19 protein-coding genes are annotated in these 22,441 nt (G+C 62.0%); 5 read left to right on the top strand and 14 right to left on the bottom strand.

The features are described from left to right. Window positions 1-53: 53 nt before the first annotated feature. The 8 genes from AB7A72_RS03060 to AB7A72_RS03025 form a co-directional block, all read right to left on the bottom strand. Complete coding sequence (locus tag AB7A72_RS03060; RefSeq protein WP_369458972.1) at window positions 54-1,418, bottom strand: GntP family transporter; 1,365 nt, start codon at window positions 1,416-1,418, stop codon at window positions 54-56. A 296-nt stretch (window positions 1,419-1,714) separates the two neighbouring features. Next, window positions 1,715-3,793: a catalase gene (locus AB7A72_RS03055; RefSeq protein WP_312410343.1), complete on the bottom strand. Its 2,079-nt coding sequence runs from the start codon at window positions 3,791-3,793 to the stop codon at window positions 1,715-1,717. A 493-nt stretch (window positions 3,794-4,286) separates the two neighbouring features. Beyond that, window positions 4,287-5,324 (bottom strand): hypothetical protein, encoded by a 1,038-nt coding sequence (locus AB7A72_RS03050; protein ID WP_369458971.1) that lies wholly within the window; start codon window positions 5,322-5,324, stop codon window positions 4,287-4,289. A gap of 309 nt (window positions 5,325-5,633) precedes the next feature. Further along, window positions 5,634-6,338 carry a ligase-associated DNA damage response endonuclease PdeM gene (gene pdeM, locus AB7A72_RS03045; RefSeq protein WP_312410339.1) on the bottom strand — a complete coding sequence of 235 codons (705 nt, stop codon included), beginning with the start codon at window positions 6,336-6,338 and terminating at the stop codon, window positions 5,634-5,636. Next, window positions 6,338-9,031 carry a ligase-associated DNA damage response DEXH box helicase gene (locus AB7A72_RS03040; protein WP_369458970.1) on the bottom strand — a complete coding sequence of 898 codons (2,694 nt, stop codon included), beginning with the start codon at window positions 9,029-9,031 and terminating at the stop codon, window positions 6,338-6,340. Before AB7A72_RS03040 ends, pdeM begins: the two co-directional genes overlap by 1 nt. After that, a complete protein-coding gene (locus AB7A72_RS03035) occupies window positions 9,024-10,739 on the bottom strand; it encodes an ATP-dependent DNA ligase (protein WP_369458969.1) in 1,716 nt (571 codons plus the stop codon). The genes AB7A72_RS03040 and AB7A72_RS03035 overlap by 8 nt, the downstream gene beginning before the upstream one ends. Continuing rightward, the gene (locus AB7A72_RS03030; protein ID WP_369458968.1) at window positions 10,736-11,770 is read right to left on the bottom strand and encodes a ligase-associated DNA damage response exonuclease; all 1,035 of its coding nucleotides are present in this window, start codon (window positions 11,768-11,770) and stop codon (window positions 10,736-10,738) included. The genes AB7A72_RS03035 and AB7A72_RS03030 overlap by 4 nt, the downstream gene beginning before the upstream one ends. A gap of 141 nt (window positions 11,771-11,911) precedes the next feature. Next, window positions 11,912-12,412, bottom strand: coding sequence for an HD domain-containing protein (locus AB7A72_RS03025; RefSeq protein WP_369458967.1), 501 nt, complete (start codon window positions 12,410-12,412; stop codon window positions 11,912-11,914). Window positions 12,413-12,659: 247 nt separating this feature from the next. On the opposite strand from AB7A72_RS03025, the gene AB7A72_RS03020 reads away from it, so the two are divergent. After that, window positions 12,660-14,303, top strand: coding sequence for a 5'-methylthioadenosine/S-adenosylhomocysteine nucleosidase family protein (locus tag AB7A72_RS03020; protein WP_369458965.1), 1,644 nt, complete (start codon window positions 12,660-12,662; stop codon window positions 14,301-14,303). Between the two features lie 27 nt (window positions 14,304-14,330). Here AB7A72_RS03020 and AB7A72_RS03015 read toward each other — a convergent pair whose 3' ends face one another. Further along, window positions 14,331-15,098, bottom strand: coding sequence for a FadR/GntR family transcriptional regulator (locus AB7A72_RS03015; RefSeq protein ID WP_369458964.1), 768 nt, complete (start codon window positions 15,096-15,098; stop codon window positions 14,331-14,333). Window positions 15,099-15,428: 330 nt separating this feature from the next. Then, window positions 15,429-15,995 (bottom strand): fasciclin domain-containing protein, encoded by a 567-nt coding sequence (locus AB7A72_RS03010; RefSeq protein ID WP_312451544.1) that lies wholly within the window; start codon window positions 15,993-15,995, stop codon window positions 15,429-15,431. 10 nt (window positions 15,996-16,005) lie between these two features. On the opposite strand from AB7A72_RS03010, the gene AB7A72_RS03005 reads away from it, so the two are divergent. The 4 genes from AB7A72_RS03005 to AB7A72_RS02990 all read left to right on the top strand — a co-directional run bounded on the left by AB7A72_RS03005 (window position 16,006) and on the right by AB7A72_RS02990 (window position 18,378). Beyond that, a complete protein-coding gene (locus tag AB7A72_RS03005; RefSeq protein WP_312451542.1) occupies window positions 16,006-16,179 on the top strand; it encodes a hypothetical protein in 174 nt (57 codons plus the stop codon). Between the two features lie 235 nt (window positions 16,180-16,414). Next, a complete protein-coding gene (locus AB7A72_RS03000; RefSeq protein WP_312451539.1) occupies window positions 16,415-16,987 on the top strand; it encodes a DUF3455 domain-containing protein in 573 nt (190 codons plus the stop codon). Between the two features lie 66 nt (window positions 16,988-17,053). After that, window positions 17,054-17,632, top strand: coding sequence for a sigma-70 family RNA polymerase sigma factor (locus tag AB7A72_RS02995; protein WP_312451536.1), 579 nt, complete (start codon window positions 17,054-17,056; stop codon window positions 17,630-17,632). Further along, the gene (locus AB7A72_RS02990; protein ID WP_369458962.1) at window positions 17,629-18,378 is read left to right on the top strand and encodes an anti-sigma factor; all 750 of its coding nucleotides are present in this window, start codon (window positions 17,629-17,631) and stop codon (window positions 18,376-18,378) included. The genes AB7A72_RS02995 and AB7A72_RS02990 overlap by 4 nt, the downstream gene beginning before the upstream one ends. 89 nt (window positions 18,379-18,467) lie before the next feature. Here AB7A72_RS02990 and AB7A72_RS02985 read toward each other — a convergent pair whose 3' ends face one another. The 4 genes from AB7A72_RS02985 to AB7A72_RS02970 are packed head-to-tail and all read right to left on the bottom strand — an operon-like array spanning window position 18,468 to window position 22,260. Beyond that, window positions 18,468-19,244, bottom strand: coding sequence for an ABC transporter permease (locus AB7A72_RS02985; protein ID WP_369458961.1), 777 nt, complete (start codon window positions 19,242-19,244; stop codon window positions 18,468-18,470). A gap of 19 nt (window positions 19,245-19,263) precedes the next feature. After that, window positions 19,264-20,094 (bottom strand): ABC transporter ATP-binding protein, encoded by an 831-nt coding sequence (locus tag AB7A72_RS02980; protein WP_021027056.1) that lies wholly within the window; start codon window positions 20,092-20,094, stop codon window positions 19,264-19,266. Window positions 20,095-20,151: 57 nt separating this feature from the next. Beyond that, window positions 20,152-21,180 (bottom strand): ABC transporter substrate-binding protein, encoded by a 1,029-nt coding sequence (locus AB7A72_RS02975; RefSeq protein ID WP_312410310.1) that lies wholly within the window; start codon window positions 21,178-21,180, stop codon window positions 20,152-20,154. A 54-nt stretch (window positions 21,181-21,234) separates the two neighbouring features. After that, the gene (locus tag AB7A72_RS02970) at window positions 21,235-22,260 is read right to left on the bottom strand and encodes an ABC transporter substrate-binding protein (RefSeq protein WP_312834194.1); all 1,026 of its coding nucleotides are present in this window, start codon (window positions 22,258-22,260) and stop codon (window positions 21,235-21,237) included. Between the last annotated feature and the right edge of the window lie 181 nt (window positions 22,261-22,441).

The following is a 22,441-nucleotide window of genomic DNA, read 5'->3' as shown; positions in this document are numbered from 1 at the left end:
CAAGCGACAAATAGGCAAGCAACAAATAGGCAAGCGATCAACCAGGCTGCGGATCAGGCCACCAGCGCCCAGACCAGGCAGGTCAGTGCAAAGCCGGCGACGCCCAGCACGGTGGTCAACACCGTCCAGCTGCGCAGCCCATCGGCCACGCTCAGGCCCAGGTAGCGGGTCACAATCCAGAAGCCCGAGTCATTGACATGCGACAGCCCCAGGCCACCAAAGCCGATGGCCACCGTCAGCACGGCGATCTGCACCGCGCTGTAGCCGCCGCCCTGAATGCTTTCGGCCAGCAGGCCGCAGGTGGTGAGAATGGCCACCGTTGCCGAGCCCTGCGCGGCGCGCAAGGCCAAAGAGATGACGAAGCCCAGCAGGATCAGAGGCAGGCCGGTGCCCGAAAGCGCCTGCGACAGCGCGGTGCCGATGCCGCTCACCGTCAGCACCTTGGCAAACACGCCGCCAGCGCCGGTCACCAGGATCACCGTGGCTGCTGCGGGCAGCGCCGATTCCATCACTTCATTGGTGCGCTTGCGCGTCCAGCCCAGCGGGCGCACCAGCAGCACAAAGGCCAGGCCAATCGCTACCATCAACGCAAACACCGGCGCGCCGGTAAAGGCCAGAAAATCACGCAGCGCATCGCCCTTGGGCAGCATGGTCGCCGCCGTCGTGCCCAGCATGATGAGGGCCAGCGGTGCCAGGATCAAGGTCAGCACGGCACCTACGCCCGGCAGCCTGGCGGCAGGGGCATCGGCGGCATCAACGCTGCCAAAGTTGCGGAACTGGGCTTCTGCATCCGGCTGCATCGTGTAATGGCGGCGGTTCAAATAGCCGCCCACCCACTGCGCCACAAAGGCCAGCGGTATGCAGATGCCCAGCCCGATCAGCGTGATCCAGCCCACATCGGCCGACAGCACCGCTGCGCCGCCGACAATGCCCGGGTGCGGCGGCACGACCACATGGGTGGCCAGCATGATGCCGGCCACCGGCAGCCCGTACTTGATGGGGCTGACACCTGCGGCCTTGCAAAAGCCATAGATGATGGGGATCAGGATGATGAAACCCACATCAAAGAACACGGGGATCGACAGCACCAGCGCGGCCGCCGTCAGCGCTGCCGGCACCCGCTTGGGGCCCAGCAGCTGGCTGAAGCGCTGCGCCAAGGTATTGGCGCCACCCGATACCTCGATCATCCGGCCCAGCATCGCGCCCAGCGCCACCAGGATGGCCACCGACCCCAACGTGCCGCCCATGCCAGATATCAATGTGGGAATGATCTCAGCGAGCGGGATGCCCGTGGCCAGCGCCACCAGCAGGCTCACCAGCATCAGCGCCACAAAGGCATGGACTTCGAATCGGATGATCAGCAGCAGCAGCGCAGCAATGCTGGCGCCCGCAATGCTCAGAAGGGCAAAGGTCGTCATGGCGAAGGACTTGTCTCACTCGGTTATCAAAGGGGCCAAATGGCGCAGGGCCACTGACAGCTTATATTGTTATCATACAAATTTTGCGCGATCATAGCACTGCGCGCGCATGGCCTTGCGCGGTACTTTCCCGAGGCAGGGCAAGGTTTTTGGTTGCACACTGCAGGCCGGGGCGCCTGCCTGTAAAGCCCTCGCATCCTGGACATGGGCGTCAAAAAAGGCGCTGCAGTGGTCTGCAGCGCCTTGGCGTTGGCTGGGATCGCAGCGGGCGGTGACCCGTGCGATCCACCCTGGCATCAAGCCAGCGTACGCAATGTCGGCTCGCGGTCCCAGAAGCGGGTCTTCGCGCCTTCGATGAAACCGGCCACATCCTTGGGCTCGAATACGCCTTCATCCGGCTTCACCCCAGCGGCGTCCAGGATCAGGTGCGTGGCCTTGCAGGCGGCAATCGCCTTCAGGTGGCCAAACGCGTCGCGGAACCAGTCCTGCGCGGCGCTGTCCTTGGCCAGCGTCTCACCCGATGCCATCGGAATGACGGACGCCACCGCATCGAACTGCGCCGAGGGCGCGCCGGCCAGCTGCGCATCGGCAGCAATGTGCTTGCCGTCGCTCAACGTGGCGCCGCCAATCTTGGGGGCGATGATCTTGACCATGGCCTTTTCGGCAAGGATGGCCTTTTGCAGCGCAGCCACGTTCTCGGCGTTGGAGCCGTCGTCCACCAGAATCGCGACGCAGCGGCCTTCCAGGGTGGGCTTCATGCGGTCGATGATGCGCAGCGCGGGGCTGGGCGGCAGGTCTTGCACCGGCACCGCAGGCTTGGCGGGCTTGGGCAAGGCTGCCAGGCCCAGGCCCTTGGCCACGCGCTTGCCCAGGTCGTTGTCAATCACCAGCAGGTGGGACACCACCGCTTCGCGCACATGGGGCGTCTGCACCTTGGACAGCTCAAACACCAGCGCGGACGCAATATGGGCCTGCTCGATGTCGCTCTGGCTGGTGTAGAACAACCGGGCCTGGCTGTAGTGGTCGGCAAAGCTTTCCGGACGGATGCGGCTCTTGGCATCGCCTTCCGACGGCTGGGCAAACGACTTGAAACCCTGGGCCCGCGATTCGCGTGGCGAGTTCGGGTCCAGGCTCGATGGCTCGTAGGCCACGCGTCCCTTGGGCACCTGGGTCTGCATATGGCCGTCACGCTGGGTGTGGGCGAACGGGCACTTGGGCGCGTTCACGGGGATCTGCGTGAAGTTCGGTCCGCCCAGGCGCGACAGCTGCGTGTCCAGGTACGAGAACAGGCGGCCTTGCAGCAGCGGATCGTTCGAGAAATCAATGCCGGGCGGCACATTGGCCGGGCAGAAGGCGACCTGCTCGGTCTCGGCAAAGAAGTTGTCCGGCCAGCGGTCCAGCGTGAAGCTGCCGATCTTGGTCAGCGGAATCACCTCTTCGGGAATGATCTTGGTCGGATCCAGGTGGTCATAGGGCAGGGCGTCGGCTTCTTCCTGCGTGAACAGCTGCACGAACAGGTCCCAGGCAGGGGCATGGCCGGCCTCGATGGCCTCGAACAGGTCGCGGCGGTGGAAGTCGTTGTCGGCCGCCTGCAGCTTGGCCGCTTCGTCCCAGACCGTCGACTGGATGCCCAGTTGCGGGCGCCAGTGGAACTTCACAAAGGTGCTCTCGCCCTTGTCGTTGATGAGGCGGAAGCTGTGCACGCCAAAGCCTTCGATCGTACGCAGGCTGCGCGGGATCGCCCGGTCGCTCATCGCCCACATGATCATGTGCATGGACTCGGGCATCAGCGAGATGAAATCCCAGAAGGTGTCATGCGCAGACGCCGCTTGCGGAAAGCCCCGGTCGGGCTCCATCTTGACGGCATGCACCAGGTCGGGGAACTTCATCGCATCCTGGATGAAGAACACCGGAATGTTGTTGCCCACCAGGTCCCAGTTGCCTTCTTCGGTGTAGAGCTTGATCGCGAAGCCACGCACATCGCGCGGGGTATCGACCGAGCCCGCACCGCCGGCCACCGTGGACATGCGCGCAAAGATCGGCACCTTCTTGCCGACCTCGGTCAGCACCTTGGCGGTCGTGTACTTTTTCAGCGAATGGCTCAGCTCGAAGTAGCCATGTGCGGCCGTGCCGCGTGCATGCACGATGCGCTCTGGAATGCGCTCATGGTCGAAATGGGTGATCTTCTCGCGCAGCACGAAGTCTTCGAGCAAGGTCGGTCCCCGGCCGTAGGCGCGCAATGAGTTCTGGTTGTCCGAGACAGGGATACCCTGCTGGGTGGTCATCACCGGGTGGCCATCACCGGCCTGGTCATGGCGCTCGCCTCCGGTACTGGCTTGGTTGGCAGCGGATGCGGGCGATTTGCGAGTGGTCATCGTGGATCTCCAGATGGTTGGTTCAGGGTTGGCCTGGGGCTGGCAGGTGCTCCACAACTGGAAGAACCGGCTGTACCCATGGCCGCCGGGCGCCGCAGACCTGGCACCGCGCCGCGGGCAATGGCCTGTGGCACGGCACCGGGCGGGCGGCCGGCGAAGGAGGCAGCGAGGGTTGTGGAGCGACGCTTGGCGGTTCAAGAATGCCAGCAGCCCGTTCCCGCCCTTGTAGGCATTTGGAGGACTTGCTTGTCATGCACGGGCTGAGACGCCGCAATGCACTGCGCTGCACCGCCCTGGCAGGCGCGCAGCAAAAAGGCCGCTCGGTGAGCGGCCTGGTGACGTGCTGGCTGCGTGTATCAGTGGAAGAACAGCGCAATCAGGATGATGATGGGGATTGGCACGCCAATCAGCCAAAGCAGGATGGATCGCATGGTGTTTCCTTTCTAGGTCTGCCCGCAGGCAAAGTGGGTGTTCAGATGAAATCGATGGTCAGTTACGCGTCGCGCTGGCGGCCGCCGAAGGTGGCAGACAGGCTGCCGACAAAGGCACCAATCAGCAGCACCACGAACATCCACATCAGCGAATAGGCGGTGGCCTTGCGGGCCTGCTCAGCCGCTTGCTTGGCCTTCACTTCAGCGTCCTGGGCGGCTTGCTTGGCCTTGTCGATCTGTTGCTTGACCTGGTCATAGGTGGCCTGGACCTTCTTCTCCGACTCTTCCTGGCTCATGTCGGTGCGCTGTGCGACCAGGCGGCCCAGGTACTGGCGGTCTTCGTTCGACAGCGAGCCAGCTTGCAAGGAATGCATGAACACGCTGCTCATCTCGCTGGCGTCATCGGCTGCGGAGCGGGCCTGTTGGACGGCGTTCTGCGCGCCATCCTTGATGTCCTGCTTTTGCTGCTCGGTCGGGCCGCCCTGGCGCAGCATGCTGTTGATCCAGTAGTTCAGATCGGAGCCGGGTTCATTGGCCTTGCCGGCCGTCACGCCCGCGGCGCCGGTCAGCGCGGCAGAGGCTGCACCGCCGATCACGCCGGTGGCACCGCTGGCAGCGCCGCCCACCACCTGGGCTGCACCGCTGACCACGGCACCGGCAGCCTTGGCCGTGCCGGAGATCGCAGCACCGGCCACCGATCCGGCCACAGCCACCATCAGCATCGTTGCCAGTGCCCAGGCCAGAAAGCCGTGGGCGGTATCGCGGAAGTACACCTCATCGGTGTGCAGGCCTTGCCACTTGGTGCGCAGGCGGCCGGCGATGTAGCCACCGACGCCAGCAGACGCGAGCTGCGTGAATGCCAGCCAGGCGATTGCGCCCCAGCCAATCGTCTCGCCATCGGCGCCCCGGCCGGACCAGACCGAGACCGATGACAGCCCCAGGCCGACGCCCAGCATGAACAGCAGCAGCGACAGCACGGCTGCCGCCAATGCGCCTGCGAAAATGGCGGCCCAGGAGACCGCACTTTCACTGTTCCCCGCGATCGCGCGCGGTACTGCGCCGGTGACGACGCGCTCTTCCTCTACATATGTGGTGACCATGGCTATTCCTTGTTAGATGACGCCTTTATTCTGCTTTTGCACCTTGAAAAGTTTGTAGTCCAAACGCGAACGCGCCCGTGCGCGCTTCACTGTTAGCGCCATCAGCCGATCTGCGCAAAGCCGCGCCAGGGCTGGAGCGCGATCCGAAGCGGCAGGCTGAAATGGCAGGCGGAAATTGCAAGCGGAATCGCAAGCGGAAATGGCAGGCGATCAGGCAGGCGATAAGGCAGACCGAGTCAGATGTCCAGCCTGCTGCCACAGGGCCGGGCCGCCACGCGGCCGCCGCTGCGGCATGCCGTGGTCAGGGGCTCAATAGACCGAGACAGGCGCACTGCCATCGCTTGCAAACACCCAGGCGTGCAGCGGCTGTACGGGGACCGGTCCCGAGCCGGTGAATTCGGAAAATGCCGGCAGGTTCAGGTACGGGGCGGAGTACGCCAGGCAGGGCAGGCGCTTGCGCATCTGAGGCACACGCAATGTCGGGTGGATATGGCCGTGGATGTTGAGCGAGAAATGGTGCACACCGGTCCCCAGTGGTTCATGGCTGAGCAGCACCTGGTGGCGCGCCAGGTGGGTGTGCACGTCATCGAGCAGCAGGGCCTCCGTCTGCAGGTAGCGGTCGTGGTTGCCCCGGGTCAGCACAAAGCGGGTCTTGAGGTTGGCGCGCCGCAGCATCTGCCACAGCTGAAAGGTGTCTTCGCCGATAAAGCGGCCATGCACAAAGTCCCCCAGAATCACCAGCTCCTGCGGCTGCCACTTCTGCAGAATCTGGTGCAGGCGCAGCAGGTCCTGGCGCTGCACCTCCAGCGGCACGGCCACGCCCCGGCGGCGGAAGATATCACTCTTGCCCAGGTGCAGATCGGCGAGGATCAGCATGCTCTCCTGCGGCCAGAACAGCGCGCGCTCGGCCAGCACCAAAAACTCCATGCCGGCCATGCTGGCCGCGACATGGTCCTGCGGAGACGGGGACAGTTGAATGGGGGAGAAAAACTCTGCCGATTGCGTTCCTGCCATCAAGATCGATCCTGTAGTTGTGGGGTGCGACGCGCTGCAGTACGCGTCCCCTGCGGTAGGGTGCCCTTGGCGCGGGGGCGTGGGGGTGCAGCGCCACGGCTGGGGGCGCCGCTGCGGGATGGGCGGGTGCGAGGCGCGCCCGTGCGCGGTCCAGGCTCGCCTGCGGCCTGGCGCTCCTGCTGGGTGGCCATGCGGCGCACCTTGTCCTGCCAGGTCTCATTGCTGAGCTGGCCGCGAAAGCTCTCCGCCCACAGCCCGAACGAGAAGGGCGTGTGCCTGGCTGGAAAGCGCAAGGCGATCTGCCGCATCGCTATGCTGGCCAGCAGCCTTTGCATTGTCGGCAGGTGCAGCTCCTGGTCCAGCGCCTCCTGGCGGGCCTGGCGCAGCAGCAAATGCTCGGGGTCGTACTTGCTCAGCACATCAAACAACAGGCTGGCGGAGACCTGCAATTGCCGGTCACTGGCGCGGCTCTTCTTCCCCGGCACCTTGGATTGCACCAGGCCGGCAATCTGCGCAATCTCTTTGAAGCGCTTGCGTGCCAGCTCGCTGAAGTTGACCGCCGAGCGCAGATCGGTGTCGAGCCCGTCGAGCTTGAATATTTCTGCCCAGTCCACCGCATTCGCATCGATGGGCAAGGTCGGCTGGATCATCAGCCCGATCTCATTGCAGGCCCAGGCAAAGGTATTGGCCTGCAGATGCGCCAGGCGCGTCGCAATCAGCACCGCCAGCCCTTCATGCGCGACCCGGCCGGCAAAGGGGTAGACAAACAGCGGTGCGGCCTTGGCGCCCTGGCTGGCTTGGGTGTTGCCGACCTGCTCAATCAGCAGCTGGTCGGCCCCCGGCACCAGCGAGCGCTGGCTTTGCAGCTGCAGCAGCGGCTGCAGCCATTGCAGCTCACGGGCATGGGGTGCGTCATCGGCGGCAGGGCTGGCAGCGGCCGTGCTCAGCAGCTGCTGCATGCGCTCACCCAATGATGACGACATTGGCATCAGCGAGCCTGCCCAGGCAGGGGTCAGCAGGCCCACCTCGGCACTGCGGCGCACCCAGGCGGTCTGGTTTTCCAGCCGCACCAGCACCAGGCTGCGGCCCGCAAAGTTGAAGACATCGCCAGGGCTGAGCCGTGCAATAAAGGCTTCTTCGACCGAGCCCAGCCGCGCGCCGCGCAGGTACTGCACATTGACGGCGCCGTGCGCGGTGATCGTGCCGATCGACATGCGGTGCATGCGCACCACGCCGGTGTTGGCCGGCTGGCACAGGCCATCGGCACAGTGCAGGCGTTCGTACTGCGGGTACTGCACCAGCGAATCGCTGCCATGCTCCAAAAACGCCAGCACCGCTTGCCACTGGGCATCGCTCAGATCACGAAAGGCCGCTGTACGCCGCACCTCGGCCAGCAACTCCGGCGGCCTGAACCCGCCCGCCAGCGCCGCGCTCATCGCATGCTGGCTCAGTACATCAAAGCACAGGCGCAGTGGCTCGCGCCGCTCATACACCTGGGCCTCGGCCAGCTCGCGCACGGCGGCAAACTCGGCCAGGTCCATCGCCTGGGTGGCAACCGCTTCCACATGCACAGCAGCACCGGGCCGGTGCTTGGCGCGGCCGGCGCGCTGCACCATGCGGGCGACCGAGCGTGCGCCGCCAATCTGGATCACGCGCTCCACTGCCGGGAAGTCCACGCCCAAATCCAGGCTGCTGGTTGCCACCACGCAGCGCAGAGTGCCTGCGCGCAGGCGCTGCTCCACCGACTGCCGCACCCCCTGGTCCAGCGAGCCATGGTGGATCGCCAGGGTTTCGGCATCTTCCGGCCAGATGCTGGCCAGCGCCGTATGCCACAGCTCGGCCTGCGCGCGGGTGTTGGTAAACACAATCGTGCTGGGCGCGCTGAACACCAGCTTGGCCACCTCGCCCAGATTGGCCAGGCCCAAATGCCCCGCCCAGGGCATGCGCGTGCCCAGCGGCGGCGTGATGCTGTGCAGATGAAACGGCTTGGGCCGCATGTCCTGGATCAGCGCCGGCGACTGCACCTGCCAGGCGCTCAGCAGCACATCGCTGGCCTCCTGCAGATTGCCAATCGTTGCCGACAGGCCCCAGACCTGCGCCTGCGGTGCCAGCGCCTGGATGCGCGCCAGGTTCAGCTGCAGCAGCACCCCGCGCTTGCTGGGCAAAAGCTCATGCCATTCATCCACCACAATGCAGCGCAGCTGGCTGAACTGCTCGCGGCTGCGCTCATGGCTCAGCAGCAGCGCCAGCGATTCAGGCGTGATCACCACCAGCTGCGCCTTGCCGGTATCGGTCAGCCGCTTGTCGCGCGATGTGGCATCGCCCGTGCGCATGGCCACTTGCCAATGGGGCAGCACCGCCGCTACCGGGCCGGTGATGCGCTCGCGGGTGTCGCTGGCCAATGCGCGCAAAGGCGTTACCCAAAGCATGCGTGGGCCATGGCTGGCGCGGCCTTCAGGCGTTTCAGCCTCGGCCATCGCCTGCATCAACGGCCCACCCAGCGCCGCCAAAGTCTTGCCTCGCCCCGTGGGGGCCGATATCAAACCGCTGTGCCCGTCTGCATACGCGCGCCAGGCCTGCTGCTGGAACACGGCCGCGCCGATGTCCTGCGCCTTCAGCCAGTCGCGCCAGCGCTTGGCCGCACGCTGCATTGCGCGGTCACTAGGGGCTGTGCTGTTGTCCAGCTCAGCCATCGGCCAACTCCAGCAAGGCGCTCAGTTGGTCGGCGTCCTGTGCGGTCTTGTCCTCGCGCCAGCGCAAGATGCGCGGAAAGCGCACCGCCACGCCGGATTTGTGGCGGGTCGAGCGGTTCACGCCTTCAAACGCAATCTCAAACACGAGGCTGGGCGTGACTGAGCGCACCGGCCCAAAGCGCTCCACCGTGTGGCTGCGTATCCATTTGTCCAGCCGCAAAATCTCGACATCGGTGAGGCCTGAGTAGGCCTTAGCCACAGGAACCAGCGCATCGCCGCTCCACACCGCAAAGGTGTAGTCGGTGTGCAAGGTGCTGCGCCGGCCGCTGCCGCTTTGGGCATAGATCAGCACCGCGTCGATGCTGAACGGGTCCACCTTCCACTTCCACCAATCGCCCCGGCGCCGGCCTTCCTTGTAGGGTGAGGCCAGCGCCTTGAGCATCAGCCCTTCGGCGTTGTGCTCGGCAGCGGTAGTGCGCAGTGGGGGTAGCGCATCCCAGCTGTCAAACGGCAGTTGCGGCGATATCCCTAGCGCCGGCAAATCCGCATGCCGGATGACCTGCTCCAGCTTGGCACGGCGCTGAGCCAGCGGCTGGGCGCGCAGGTCTTCGCCATCACACTCCAGCAGGTCATAAAACAGAATGCGCGCTGGCACGGTCTGCATCAACTTGGCAGAAGGCTTGCGCTTTTGAATGCGGCTTTGCAGCGCCACAAAGCCCAGCGGCTTGTTCTGTTCGTAATCCCAGGCCAGCAGCTCGCCATCGAGCACCATATCGCGCGGCAGCAGTGCGGCGGCCGTCTCCAGCTCGGGAAAGCGGCCATCCAGCCGTTCTTCACCACGCGACCACAGATAAGGCGCATGGCCCTGGCGTCGCACCAACTGCACCCGTATGCCATCCCACTTCCATTCGGCCAGCCAGTCCTTGGGGTCGCCCAGCGCATCTGGCTCTTGCGGCAGGGGCGAGGCGAGGTAGAACGGATAGGGCTTGTCCAGCAGCTGCGCGCTGGTTTCCGGGTCCATCAAGGCCTCATAGGCCTGGGCGCTGGGGAGCCATTCGCCCACCATGCGGTGTGCCATATCGGCGGCAGATATGCCCACCAGCGGCGCCAAGCTGTTCTGCAGGCTGCGCTTGTTGACGCCCGCGCGCAGCGATCCGGTCAACAGCTTGTTGAAGACCAGGCGCGAGGGCGTATCCAGCTGCTGCCAGGCCTGCTGTATCGCACGCTTGCGCTGCTCGGCATCAGCGGCGACCAGGGGCAGCAAAAACTGCTCCGTCCATTCGTCCAGGCGGCTGTCGTTGTCCGGTGTTTTAAAGGTGGCGCCCAGCAAGCTGGCATGCCAGGGCGCATCGGCATCGGGTGGCAGCGCGGTGCCGGGCGCATCCACCAGCTCGGGGTGGTGGGTACGTTGTTTCTGCCAGGCCGCCACCAAGAGCGACAAGGTCTCCGCCAAATCGCCCACCTGGCGGTAGCTCTCTTCTACGAGCCACAGCGGCAGGGCGGTCAGCTCGCTCACCCAACTGCGCAGCTCGGTGGTGGTGGCCAGCCGGTTCTTGCCAGTGTTCACCTTGCCGCCGCTCAGCACATAGACGGCCCAGGTCGCCTCAGCAGCAGTCACGCCGGCAAAGTACTGCTGCAAGGCCAGCTCGCGGTCGCGGGTGCCGGAGGCTTCATCCAGCAGCTGGTACAGCGCCACAAAGCGGTTCATTCGGCCGCCTCCTCTTCGTCGCCATAGGCGGTACGCAGGCGCTCCGCCTGTATGCCCAGGCTCTGCAGGTAGGGGATCAGCGCATCGGTATTGCCATGGGTGGCCAGCACGCGCTGGGCGCCGCTCTCGGTAATGGTGTCGACCAGTTCCTGCCAATCGGCATGGTCTGATATGACAAAGCCGCGCTGCATATTGCGCCGCCGCCGGTTGCCGCGCAGCAGCATCCAGCCGGAGGCAAAGCCTTGCTCCACCTGTTTAAAGCGCTTGAGCCAGGCGGAATCTTGCGCAGAAGGCGGTGCCAGCACCATGCGGCCGGCAAAGTCAGTATCGGTGGGCACATCGGCCACCATCTCGGTAGCGGCCAGCGCAATGCCCGCCTGCCGGTAAATATCGGTGCCGCGCGCCATCGCGCCATGCAACAAAACGGGCGCATCCAGCTTGCCAGCCAAGCCCGCCAGCACCCGCTGTGCCTTACCCAAGCTGTAGGCATACAGCACCGCCGCCTTGCCCTGCGCCTTGCAATGTGCCACCCAGCGCTCAATGCGTTCCACCTCATGGGGCATCGTGGGCCAGGCGTACACCGGGTAGGCAAAGGTGGCTTCGCAAATCAGGGTGTCGCAGCGCAGCAGCTCAAATGCCTCGCAGGTCGGGTCCGGCTCGCGCTTGAAGTCGCCCGTGAACACCCACACCGCATCGCCGTGCTGCACCCGCACCTGGGCCGATCCCAATATGTGCCCCGCCGGGTGCAGCGATACCTGCACCTCCCCCATCGTGATCGTCTGCCCAAACGGCAGCGCATGGATGTTCTGCTCCCCCAGCCGCCAGCGCAATATTGGCTCGCTGGTCGTGCTGCAGTAGTACTCGCCCATCCCCACATGGGCATGGTCCGAGTGGCCGTGGGTGACAAAGGTGCGGTGTACCGGCTTCCAGGCATCAATAAAAAAATCCCCAGCCGCGCAGTACAGACCTTTGTCGGTCAGGGTGATGACGTCAGCGGGTGGGGCGTTGGCAGATGCGGAAGCAGCGAGCATGGGCAAATTCTGCGGCTGCGGGGGCGGGGGTGGGCGTCAGAGTTTGCCTTGTTGGGGGGTGGGGATGTGGAGTCTATTTGAAGATTTATAGAAATAATCTGCCACACATATTTTGATACAAGTATGGAGAATTATATTTCTTCACTCAAGTAGACGCTCAGCTTGTGTGTAAAGTGACGTAGATCCTTCTTTTAAGACTTCAAGTAGCAATTTTTGCTCTGCTATATAGACTTTGGCAAAATCAGGATTTCCATTTTTAATACTAGGTAAATTGTCAATAATATCTGCTAATTTAATTGATTTGGCGGATGGCGAAGCTGCCGCGCTATGGGTTCTGTCTATTGCTTTCCTATGAGCCCTATTTCCATCACTTGATCTTGATATGTTAGTCACTTCTCTTACGAGGTTGGCAACTGCGAAGCCAAACTCCTCCTCTATGGTCTCCAATTTTATGGATGTGTCTTCTATAATATCATGCAGCCAAGCTGCCGCTAATACTTCTTCGTTTTCAGAAATGGATAGTAATAGATTCACAACTGCTTTAGGGTGGTGAATATAAGGTTCATTAGTATATTTGCGTTTCTGATCGATGGCGTAGTGAGCGGCAGTCGCAAATATTCTTGCTTTTTCGACAATATGCATGTGGCCTCCAAAAGATATATTATTGATTAATGTCATATTTAATATTATTCAAACTAGAAATTGTTTATCATTTGATTGGTATTTTGTCAATCGGGAATACCCTTGGGAGAGAGTTAGTAAAAAAAATAAACTTAGTCGACGTGCTCGTGGTAGAATTGTTGCGTGACAGGCCCAGTGGTGGGGTTCAAGCATCAGGCTTGGAGTTGTAGGTTCGATTCCTATCCTGTCCGCCCTCATGAAGGATGAGATGAGCTATCGAATTAATCTGCTGTGGAAGGTGGTTGTTGAACTAGATCTGGGTGAAATTAAAGCAATTCACCCGGATAGTCGCTTTCTTTTTCAGAATAAAGGCGGGAGGTCTTTTCTGCGTCAACTTGGTGGGGATTTTCGATCCACGTACGCTCCCATTGTCTTACAGCCGACAGATATTTTTTACCAAGTAATCGAAGAGGTTTGCGATAAATTTGAGTTTGAAAAGGGGAGGTTTCCTCTTAAGTTTAATAATAATTTTCTTGCTCAAGAAAATCGCTTAAATGTCACTTTGCATTTGTATGATCGATATCTTTGCGCGTCGTTTAGTATGGATGAATTCGCTGTTCCCTTAGATGCGGATTTGATGAAGATTCAAGAATTAAAAAATCATATTCAAGTTAATGGGCTAGTTCGGAAAATATTGGCGACTGTGATTCGAGGGCGAAAAAATGATGGGGAATTGCCAAGGTCGCCTAAAATTTACCCGTGTATTCGCATAGTGGCCCAATCTGAGGATGTTTCCTCTTGGCGTCAGAAAATGGTTAATTTAGTTACCCATCACGCTAATGCATCTCTAATTTCTGGGGCAGTTCTTGAAAAAAACTCGAAGCATCAAATAGACCAAGCACTCTTGCTGTTTGACAGGCAAGGTGTAGCAGGATATGTTCCATTTGAGGCATCTTCATCGTCAGAGCACTCTCATTATCAGCGTTTTAAAAATGCGATTTCTATTCTCGAATACGCTGCGATCCTTAGTAAGCAGCTGGAGACCTTTGAATGGGTTCCTGATGACGTAAGAAAATGCATCCAAAACCCTAAGGCTGCTGTTCCCAAAAGCGTAAGTGCTCGCTATATATGGATGTTAGCGGTTGAAGAGTTTTCATTGCAGACAGACCTTGAAAATTGGATCGTTATGGCAAAGCCAGTAAGCAAAGTTTTAGTAATTACAGTTACAACTATCGAGTCTCTGACTGTGCGTAACAGATTTAAAGTTGCGACAGGGCATGAGGCCAAGATAAAAGAGATTAATGGATTTAAATATGCATATCTTGGTCGTCTTGGCTTCCGTGAAATATTCCACGCAACTTCGGGGATGGGTACCGGTGGTCTCGCAGGGGCGCAAGAGAGTGTGCGTCGTAGTATAGAGGCAATTGATCCAACTGAAGTGATAATGGTAGGAATTGCTTTTGGTGTCGATGATAAAAAGCAAAAAATTGGAGATGTTCTGGTTTCAAAGCAAGTTTTGCTATACGAGCCACAGCGAGTTAGCGTTGATTTCGAATTAACTAGTCGCGGTGATAAGGTATCTGCGTCTACTAGGCTTCTTGGCTGGGTTGCTGAAGCAGAATTGAAATGGAATGATAATTTCGAAATTCAAACTGGATTGATTCTTAGTGGTGAGAAGCTTATAGATAATGCACAGTTTAAAAGTGAATTGATTAGAATTGCTCCGGAGGCGATTGGCGGAGAGATGGAGGCTGCGGGAGTATATGTATCATCTCAGATTGCAAAGAAAGATTGGATTATTATTAAAGGTATCTGTGACTGGGCGGATGGCGAGAAAAGCAAAGGCAAGGAAGAAAATCAAAAAATTGCGGCAAATTCGGCCGTAAGTTTTTTGATTTCCATGTTGGACTGAATTAAGGATGATTTATTAAAGTCCAGTTTAAAAATTTTTTTTCAATAGGACCCGAGCCAACCTCTCCCCATCCTGCCGCCAAAACGCCGGATCCGCCTGCCGGATCCGGTCAATCGCGTTATTCATATGCGCGGTAGCTGCGGCCCGTGCAGCTACCGGATCCCCCGCCTCAATCGCTTCCACAATCCGCGCATGCTCTTGCGTTACCGCAGCGGCAAAGTCCTGCCGCCTTGCCTCATTAGCTCGTGTGATGCGCGTCGCGCCCGCCAGCACCTGCGACAGGTAATCCAAGGTACTGAGCAGAAACGGATTGCCGGAGGCCTGGGCGATGACGCGGTGCAGGGCGACGTCTTCGGCTACGCCGTCTTGGCTATTGGCCACCGCCTTGGCCAGGGCCTTGACGCCCGCGCGGATGCGGCGCAGATCGGCGGTGCTGCGGCGGGCTGCTGCTAGTTCTGCCACTTCGGCTTCCAGCGCGCGGCGCACTTCTACGATCTGGATGACGGCCTCTTGCGAGGCGGCGTGGCCTTTTTCCAGGTCCAGCGGTTCGGCCCGGGGCGCTTGCACGAAGACGCCGCTGCCTTGGCGGGAGGCGACCAGGCCGCTGGATTTGAGGCGGGACAGCGCCTCTCGCACCACTGTTCGGCTTACGCCAAACTGCGCGACCAACAACAGCTCTGTGGGCAGGCGGTCGCCCGGTTGCATTTGCCCTTGCCGAATGCTGGCCTCCAGCGCCTGGGCCACTTGGTCGGCGAGGGAGTTGGCGGCCTTGACGGGCGTGAAGGAGATCGGCATGCGTGGGCAGGGGAGCAGGTTGTGGGGAGTGGGCGCTGGCTGCTGCCAGGCCGCAAGATGGCGCTTACTGTACTCCAGCCCAGGGGCGCTGCCTGCGCCTTAGGCGCCATGGATGGCTATGCCGTGTGTTTGGCTTGCTGCTGGGCTGCTGTAGATGCGCTGGCGGCATTTGCTGCAGCGGGGCCATCGGCTTGCCGCAAGCCTGCACAGGCGGAGCTCGCCAACGCCAAAGCCGCAGGCCCTTATTGGCGGCCTGCAGCGGGGTGGTGTCTGTTTACCGCAGCCCTGCAGGTGCTGCAACGGCTGCGGTCCTATCAACAGATGCCAGCCTTATTGAGGCAGCAGCACCTTGTCGATCACATGGATCACGCCATTCGATTGATAGACATCGGGGATGGTGACAGTGGCGGTGCCGCCTTTCTCGTCGGTCAGCGTGACCTTGCCGCCCTGGGCCTTGGCGACCAGGGTGCCGCCGCTGACGGTCTTGATGCTGGCCATGCCGCCGCCGTCCTTGATCATCTTGCTGATTGCGGCGGCGTCCCACTTGCCGGCGACAACGTGGTAGGTCAGCACGGTAGTCAGCGTGCCCTTGTTCTCGGGCTTGAGCAGGTTGTCTACGGTGCCGGCGGGCAGGGCCGCAAAGGCAGCATTGGTGGGGGCAAACACGGTGAAGGGGCCGGGGCCCTTGAGGGTGTCGACCAGGCCGGCTGCCTTGACGGCCGCGACCAGGGTGGTGTGGTCCTTGGAGTTGACGGCGTTGTCGATGATGTCCTTGGTGGGCAGCATGGGCGCGCCGCCCACCATCACGTCTTTGGCGATCGCCGCCATGGATGTGCTTGCGACCATGAATGCCATGCCATAAGAGACCAGTTTGCGCGTACTTTGGATCGAGGCCATGAGATGCTCCTTGCGTGTGGATGAACAGCCGAAAAACGTTGCGGCTGCTTGGAATACGCAGCGGATGGCGCAGTGGATTCAACCGGTGGTGAAAAAATTTTTGAGCGGGGTGGCGCAGGGGCAATGCAGGCAGCGCAAAAAAAAATTTGCATCCACTGCATCCATTCGTATGGCTCGCGGCTAGTACAGCCAAGGACCCTCTGCAAAACTCCCTGCCTTGTCCTGAACGCGGTCTCGGGCGATCCGCTGCGTTGTCTTCCTTGTCTATAGCGTGCTATTGACTGTGAAAGACGCCTTGCGCCTCATCCCGATCCGCGTCCATGCCACCAGGCGAGGGTTTTGCAGAGGGTCCTGACAGCACACACCAAACAGCGCTGTTTTTACTCCCGTCCTGTCCCCCTTTACTTAGGAGAACTCGTATGTTGACCTCTCGCACAGCTCCCCGTATCGCCGCCATCGCCACTGCCGTGGCCTCCCTCGGCCTGCTCACCGCCTGCGGTTCGATGCATAAAAAGGACATGGCTTTCTCGCAGGAATCCCTGCCAGCGGCCATCCAGGTGCCAGCCGGCCACAAGGTGGCCTGGGAGACGGTAGGCAGCGGTGACATCACCTACGAATGCCGTGACAAGGCCAATGCCCCCGGGCAGACCGAATGGGTGTTTGTGGGCCCGGATGCCGTGCTAAAGGACCGCGCTGGCAAGACGGTGGGTCGCTACTACGGCCCACCCGCCACCTGGGAAGCGAATGATGGCTCCAAGCTGACGGCAACCCAGCTGGCCGTGGCGCCATCGGGTGCCGGCAATCTGCCCTACCAGCTGGTGAAGGCCAACCCTGCGACCGGCAGCGGTGCATTGGTGGGCGTGAGCCATATCCAGCGCGTGGCATTGAAGGGCGGCGTGGCACCTGCTGACAAGCCTTGCACCGCTGCGCAGAAGGGCCAGAAGGCCGTGGTGCAGTACCAGGCAGATTACATCTTCTGGAAGCCTGTGTAAATTTTTGTTTTCTAGCGGCTACACTGGAAGAAGGACGTCTTGCTCCTTCTTCCCCCCTAAATCTACATGCCGCCAGCCGCTTTTGTGACCGACGACAGTTTTGACCATGCCTTGGCGCTAGAAGCTTGCGCGCGTGGCGACCGCGATGCGCTGCAGCGTATTTACGAGCAAGAATCGCGTTATCTGCTGGGGGTGGCCTTGCGCATAGTGCGCAACCGGGCGGCAGCCGAGGATGTGCTGCACGATGCCTTTGTGGCGATCTGGAGCAAGGCCCACAGTTTTGATGCGGCGCGGGGTGCGGCTAGAGGCTGGATCTATAGCATTGTTCGGCACGCAGCATTGAACCGGGTGCGCAGCAGCGCCCGCGAGACTGCGCTGGATGAGCCGGCCGCCGCAGCGCATGAAGCCAGCGCCGCAATGGCCGCCTGGCAGGAAGAGGGCGATGCGCTGAGCCGCCAGGCGCAGCTGGGCCGCCTGGGCCAGTGCCTGGAAGGGCTGGAGCCCCAGCGCCGTGAATGCCTGCTGCATGCCTATGTGGATGGCTGCAGCCACAGTGAGATTGCAGCGCGGGTGCAGGCCCCGCTGGGAACCGTCAAAGCCTGGATACAGCGGGGCCTGCGTGCCCTGCGGGAATGCATGCAATGAGCGCCGATACCCCCAATACCTTGCCGCCCGAAGGCGACAGCCCGGACGACCTGCAGACCCTGGCCGGCCAGTATGTGCTGGGCACGCAGAATGCTGCAGAGCGCCGCGCCATTGAAGAGCGGCTGCCGCAGGATGCTGCGTTGCGCGCCGCCGTGGATGCCTGGGAGCAGCGCCTGCAGCCCTTGACTAGCCTTGCCCCGCCGCAAGAGCCCAGCATGGGCCTGTGGCCGCGCATTGCCGCCAGCCTGTGGCCAGCGGCCGAGCCGCAACGGGCCACTGCTGCAGCCCCGCGCCGTTGGTGGGATTGGGACAGCCTGGCGCTGTGGCGCGGTTTGGCAGGCAGCGGTTTTGCCGCCGCTGCGGTGCTGGCCGGTGTGCTGGTGCTGGGCCCCGCCCCCGCACCTGGCCCCGCCCGCTATTTTGTGGTGCTGGCCGCCCCGCAAAGCCAGGCCCCTGGCTGGCTGGTGCAGGCCCAGGCCGCCGACCGGCTGCGCTTGGTACCGCTGGGCACCGATGTGGTGCCGGCCGAGAAATCCCTGCAGTTCTGGACCAAGGCCGATGGCTGGAGCGCTCCGGTATCGCTGGGCCTCGTCAAACCGGGTGAGGCGATTGAGGTGCCCGTCGACAAGCTGCCGCCACTGCAGCCCAACCAGCTGTTTGAGCTGACCTTGGAGCCTGCAGGCGGATCGCCGATTGGCAAGCCGACCGGGCCGATCCAGTTCATCGGCCGGGCGGTGCAGATTTAGCCACTGCCGCCAAACAGCAAGGGGCCCGTTCATGGAACGGGCCCCTTTGTTTTGCTTGCTGTGATTCAGCCCGAGGGCCGCGATCCGCTTTAGTGGTTGTTGGCGCCTCGGTGCGCCCAGGCCGTGGTGCGCTTTTCTACCAAGCTGAACAGCTCGTACATCACCATCGCCATCGCGCCCACCACCAAGAGGCCTGCAAAGGCCAGGCCCATTTGCATAGAGGAGCCGGCGGAGATCAGCAGGTAGCCAATGCCTTCGTTGGCGGCAGTCATCTCGGACACGGTGGTGCCAACAAAGGCCAGGGTGATGGCGACCTTGAGCGAGCCGTAGAAGTAGGGCAGCGAGCGCGGCAGGCCGACCTTGATCAACACATCCCAGCGCTTGGCACCGAGCACGCGCAGGACGTCTTCCAGCTCGGGCTCCAAGGTGGCCAGGCCGGTGGCGATGTTGACCATGATCGGGAAGAAGCTGATCAGGAACGCGGTGAGGATGGCCGGGCCAATGCCGATGCCGAACCAGACCACGAGGATGGGCACAAAGGCGGCCTTGGGCAGCGCGTTGAAGGCGGTCATCAGCGGGTAGACGGCGGCATAGGCCAGGCGCGAGCTGCCAATCAAAAAGCCCAGCAACACGCCGACGACGATGGCAACGCCAAAGCCGGCCATCGTCACCCAGAAGGTGCGCCAGGCGTGGGTGGCGATAACGGCGTGGAACTCCAGAAATTGCTGCCAGATGAGCAAGGGGCTGGGGAAGATGAACTCCGACACCTGGAAGGCCGAGCAGATGATTTGCCAGACAATGACCACGGCGGCCAGCAGCAGCCAGGGCGACCAGCGTTCGAGCTTGGGGTTGTTGAGCTTGTACATAGGTGGTGGGCCTGGGCGCTTACTGGTTGATCACGGTGCCGGTCTTGCGCATCGCGCCGATGTGGCCGCGCAGCTCATGCACGATGTCGCTGAACTCCTTGGTGTAGGTCAGCTCCAGATCGCGCGGGCGGGGGATGTCGATATCGCGGCGCACCACAAAGCGGCCGGGGCTCTTGCTCATCACGTAGATGGAGTCGGCCAGGAACACGGATTCGCGCAGGTCATGCGTGACGAGGATGACGTTGAACTGCTGCTCGGCATGCAGATCGCGCAGGATGCACCATAGCTCTTCGCGGGTGAAGGCATCGAGGGCGCCAAAGGGCTCGTCGAGCAGCAGCATCTTGGGCTCATGGATCAACGCGCGGCAGATGCTGGCGCGCTGCTGCATGCCGCCTGACAGCTCCCAGGGAAACTTGTCCTCATAGCCCGCCAGGCCGACCTTTTGCAGCAGGCGGCGGGCGCGCTCCTCGTACTCCTGGCGCCGCGCCTTGAACTGGCTGCGGTGGGGCTCGACAATCTCCAGCGGCAGAAGCACATTGTCGACCGTGGTGCGCCAGGGCAAGAGCGATGGCGACTGGAAGGCCATGCCCGATATCTTGAGCGGGCCGGTGACGGGCTGGCCATCGATGCGGATCTTGCCGATGCTGGGCATGCGCAGGCCGGTGGCCAGCTTCATGAACGTGGATTTGCCGCAGCCCGAGGGGCCGACGATGGCGATGAACTCGCCACGGCGCACTTGCAGGTCAATGGCTTCGACGGCGAACTGGTTCTTGGCCTGCAACTCGTCGTTGTAAGCCAGCCAGACATCGCGAAACTCAACAAAGGCAGGGTCTTGGAGGGAGGCCGTCATAGGGTGCAATCGTCTTCAAAAGGGCAGGGCGCGGGCAGCACCCTGCAGGCGGCAAGATCAGCGCTTGGGGAGGATGTCCAGCTCGGCAGCGCTGGGCAGAAAGCTGCCGTTCCACACCGCCTGGGCTGGCACGGGGTTCTTGGTCTCGTAGGCCTTGGCAACCTGCTCGGCCATCAGGCCCAGGCGTTCGGTACGCAGCTGGCCAAAGCCTTCTTCGCGCGCGCCCTTGCTGTCGATGGCGGTGTCGATCGTGAGCTTGAGGCGCTTCACCTCCAGCGGCACATTGACCAGGCCATCCTTGGCCTTGAGCGACGCGATGGCGGCCTGCGGATCGGCAATCGCCTCCTTGGCTCCCTTGGCAAAGGCCTTGAGGAAAGCGCGCACCGCTTCGGGTTTCTCGGCAATCAGCTTGGGGCTGGCGATGATGACATTGCCGTAGAGCTGCACGCCATGGGTGGCATAGGGCAGTACGACCACGTCTTCGGCCTTGATGCCACGCGCCTCCAGGTTGAGCAGGCTTGTGAAGGTGTAGCCGGTGACGGCATCCAGATCGCCGCGCACCAGCATGGTTTCGCGCAGCGGTGGATCCATCGTCGTCCACTGCACGGCGCCCACGCCATTGGCCTGCGCAAAGATCGGGAAGGTGCGGCGGCCCGCATCAAAAATCGGCGCGCCCATCTTCTTGCCGGTCAGGTCGCTGGCCTTGGTGATGCCGGATTTTTTCAGCGCCATCACCGATGCGGGTGTGGTGTTGTAGATCACCATGATGGCCACCGGCTTGATCGGCGCATCGGGGTTGTTGGCATGGAACTCCATCAGCGCGGCCAGGTCGGCAAAGCCCAAATCGTGCGTGCCCGATGCCACGCGCTGGATGGCGCCGGCGCCACTGGCAGCTTCCACCGTCACATCCAGACCAGCCTGCTTGAAGTAGCCCTTTTGCTCGGGGTGCACAAAGAGGGCGGCCGGGCCTTCAAAGCGCCAGTCGAGCTGGAACTTCAGCGGCGTCAGCGGCTGGGCCAGTGCGCTGCAGGTGCTGGCGGCGGCCAGCAGGGCCAGGGATGCGTGGAGAAAGCTGCGTTTTTTCACGGGATGGTCTCGTCAGGTGGTGGGGGCAATGGGGTAAAGGAGGCTTGGGATGGCTTACTTTTTGGGGAGCACATCAAGCACGGCGGCGGGCGGCAGAAAGCTGCCGTTCCAGACGTCTTCTGCCTTGACGCGGGTCTTCGTGCCATAGGCGTCCGAGACCTGGGCGGCCATCAGGCTCAGGCGGCTGCTGTCCAGGCGGCCAAAGCCTTCCTTGCGGGCATCGGCGCTGTTGATGACGGTGTCGATCGCCAGCTGCAGGCGGCGCGTCTCCAGCGCCACATTGGCGATGCCATCACGCGCCTTGACGGACTGGATCGCCTGGGCCGGGTTGGCGATCACGCCCTTGGCGCCCTGGGCAAAGGCGGTCAGGAACTTCTTGATCGCCTCGGGCCGCTCCTGGATCATCTTGGGGCTGGCGATGATCACGTTGCCGTAGAGCTTGACGCCATAGTCGGCGTATTGCATCACCACCACATCGCTGGCCTTGGCGCCGCGCGCCTCCAGGTTCAGCAGGCTGGTGAAGGTGAAACCGGTGATGGCATCGACATCGCCGCGCACCAGCATGGTTTCGCGCAGGGGCGGGTCCATCGCCGTCCAGGCGACGTTGCTGACGCCATTGGCCTTTTCAAAAATAGGGAAAGCCTTGCGCCCGGCATCGAACACCGGCGCGCCCAGCTTCTTGCCACTCAGATCGGCGGGGGTCTTGATGCCCGACTTCTTGAGCGCCATCACCGAAGCCGGCGTGTTGTTGTAGACCACCATGACGGCGACCGGCTTGTTGGGCGCGTCGGGGTTGTTGGCATGGAACTCCATCACCGAGGCCAGGTCGGCAAAACCCATGTCATAGGTGCCCGATGCCACGCGCTGCACCGCGCCGCCCGAGCCATTGCCGGCATCCACCGTCACATCCAGGCCCTGGGCCTTGAACAGGCCTTGCGCGACCGGCTGCAGGAAGAAGGCGGCCGGCCCCTCAAAGCGCCAATCGAGCTGGAACTTGATGGGGGTGTCTGCTGCCTGGGCCGCACCCCAGGACAGCGCCAGGGCGGCGACGGTGGTCTTCAGAAAACTGCGCTTGTGCATGGGGGTCCTCCGATGTTGCATACAAGGTCGTTTGCAAGATCGGTGCCAGTTTGTAAGCTCCTGTAGGCAGGCGCTGTTGCACCAGGCTGGTGCAAATGCAGGGTGGTGAATGGATCCGCGTGCACGCGCCGATGCATGGCCGCGCATCCGCTTGGTGCAGCTTGTATACATGCTTGGTCGG

The organism is Comamonas sediminis, assembly GCF_041107495.1.
GTDB classification, from domain to species: domain Bacteria; phylum Pseudomonadota; class Gammaproteobacteria; order Burkholderiales; family Burkholderiaceae_C; genus Comamonas; species Comamonas sediminis.
The sequence above is the reverse complement of the archived record's forward strand: the minus strand, read 5'-3'. Positions and strand labels throughout refer to the sequence as shown.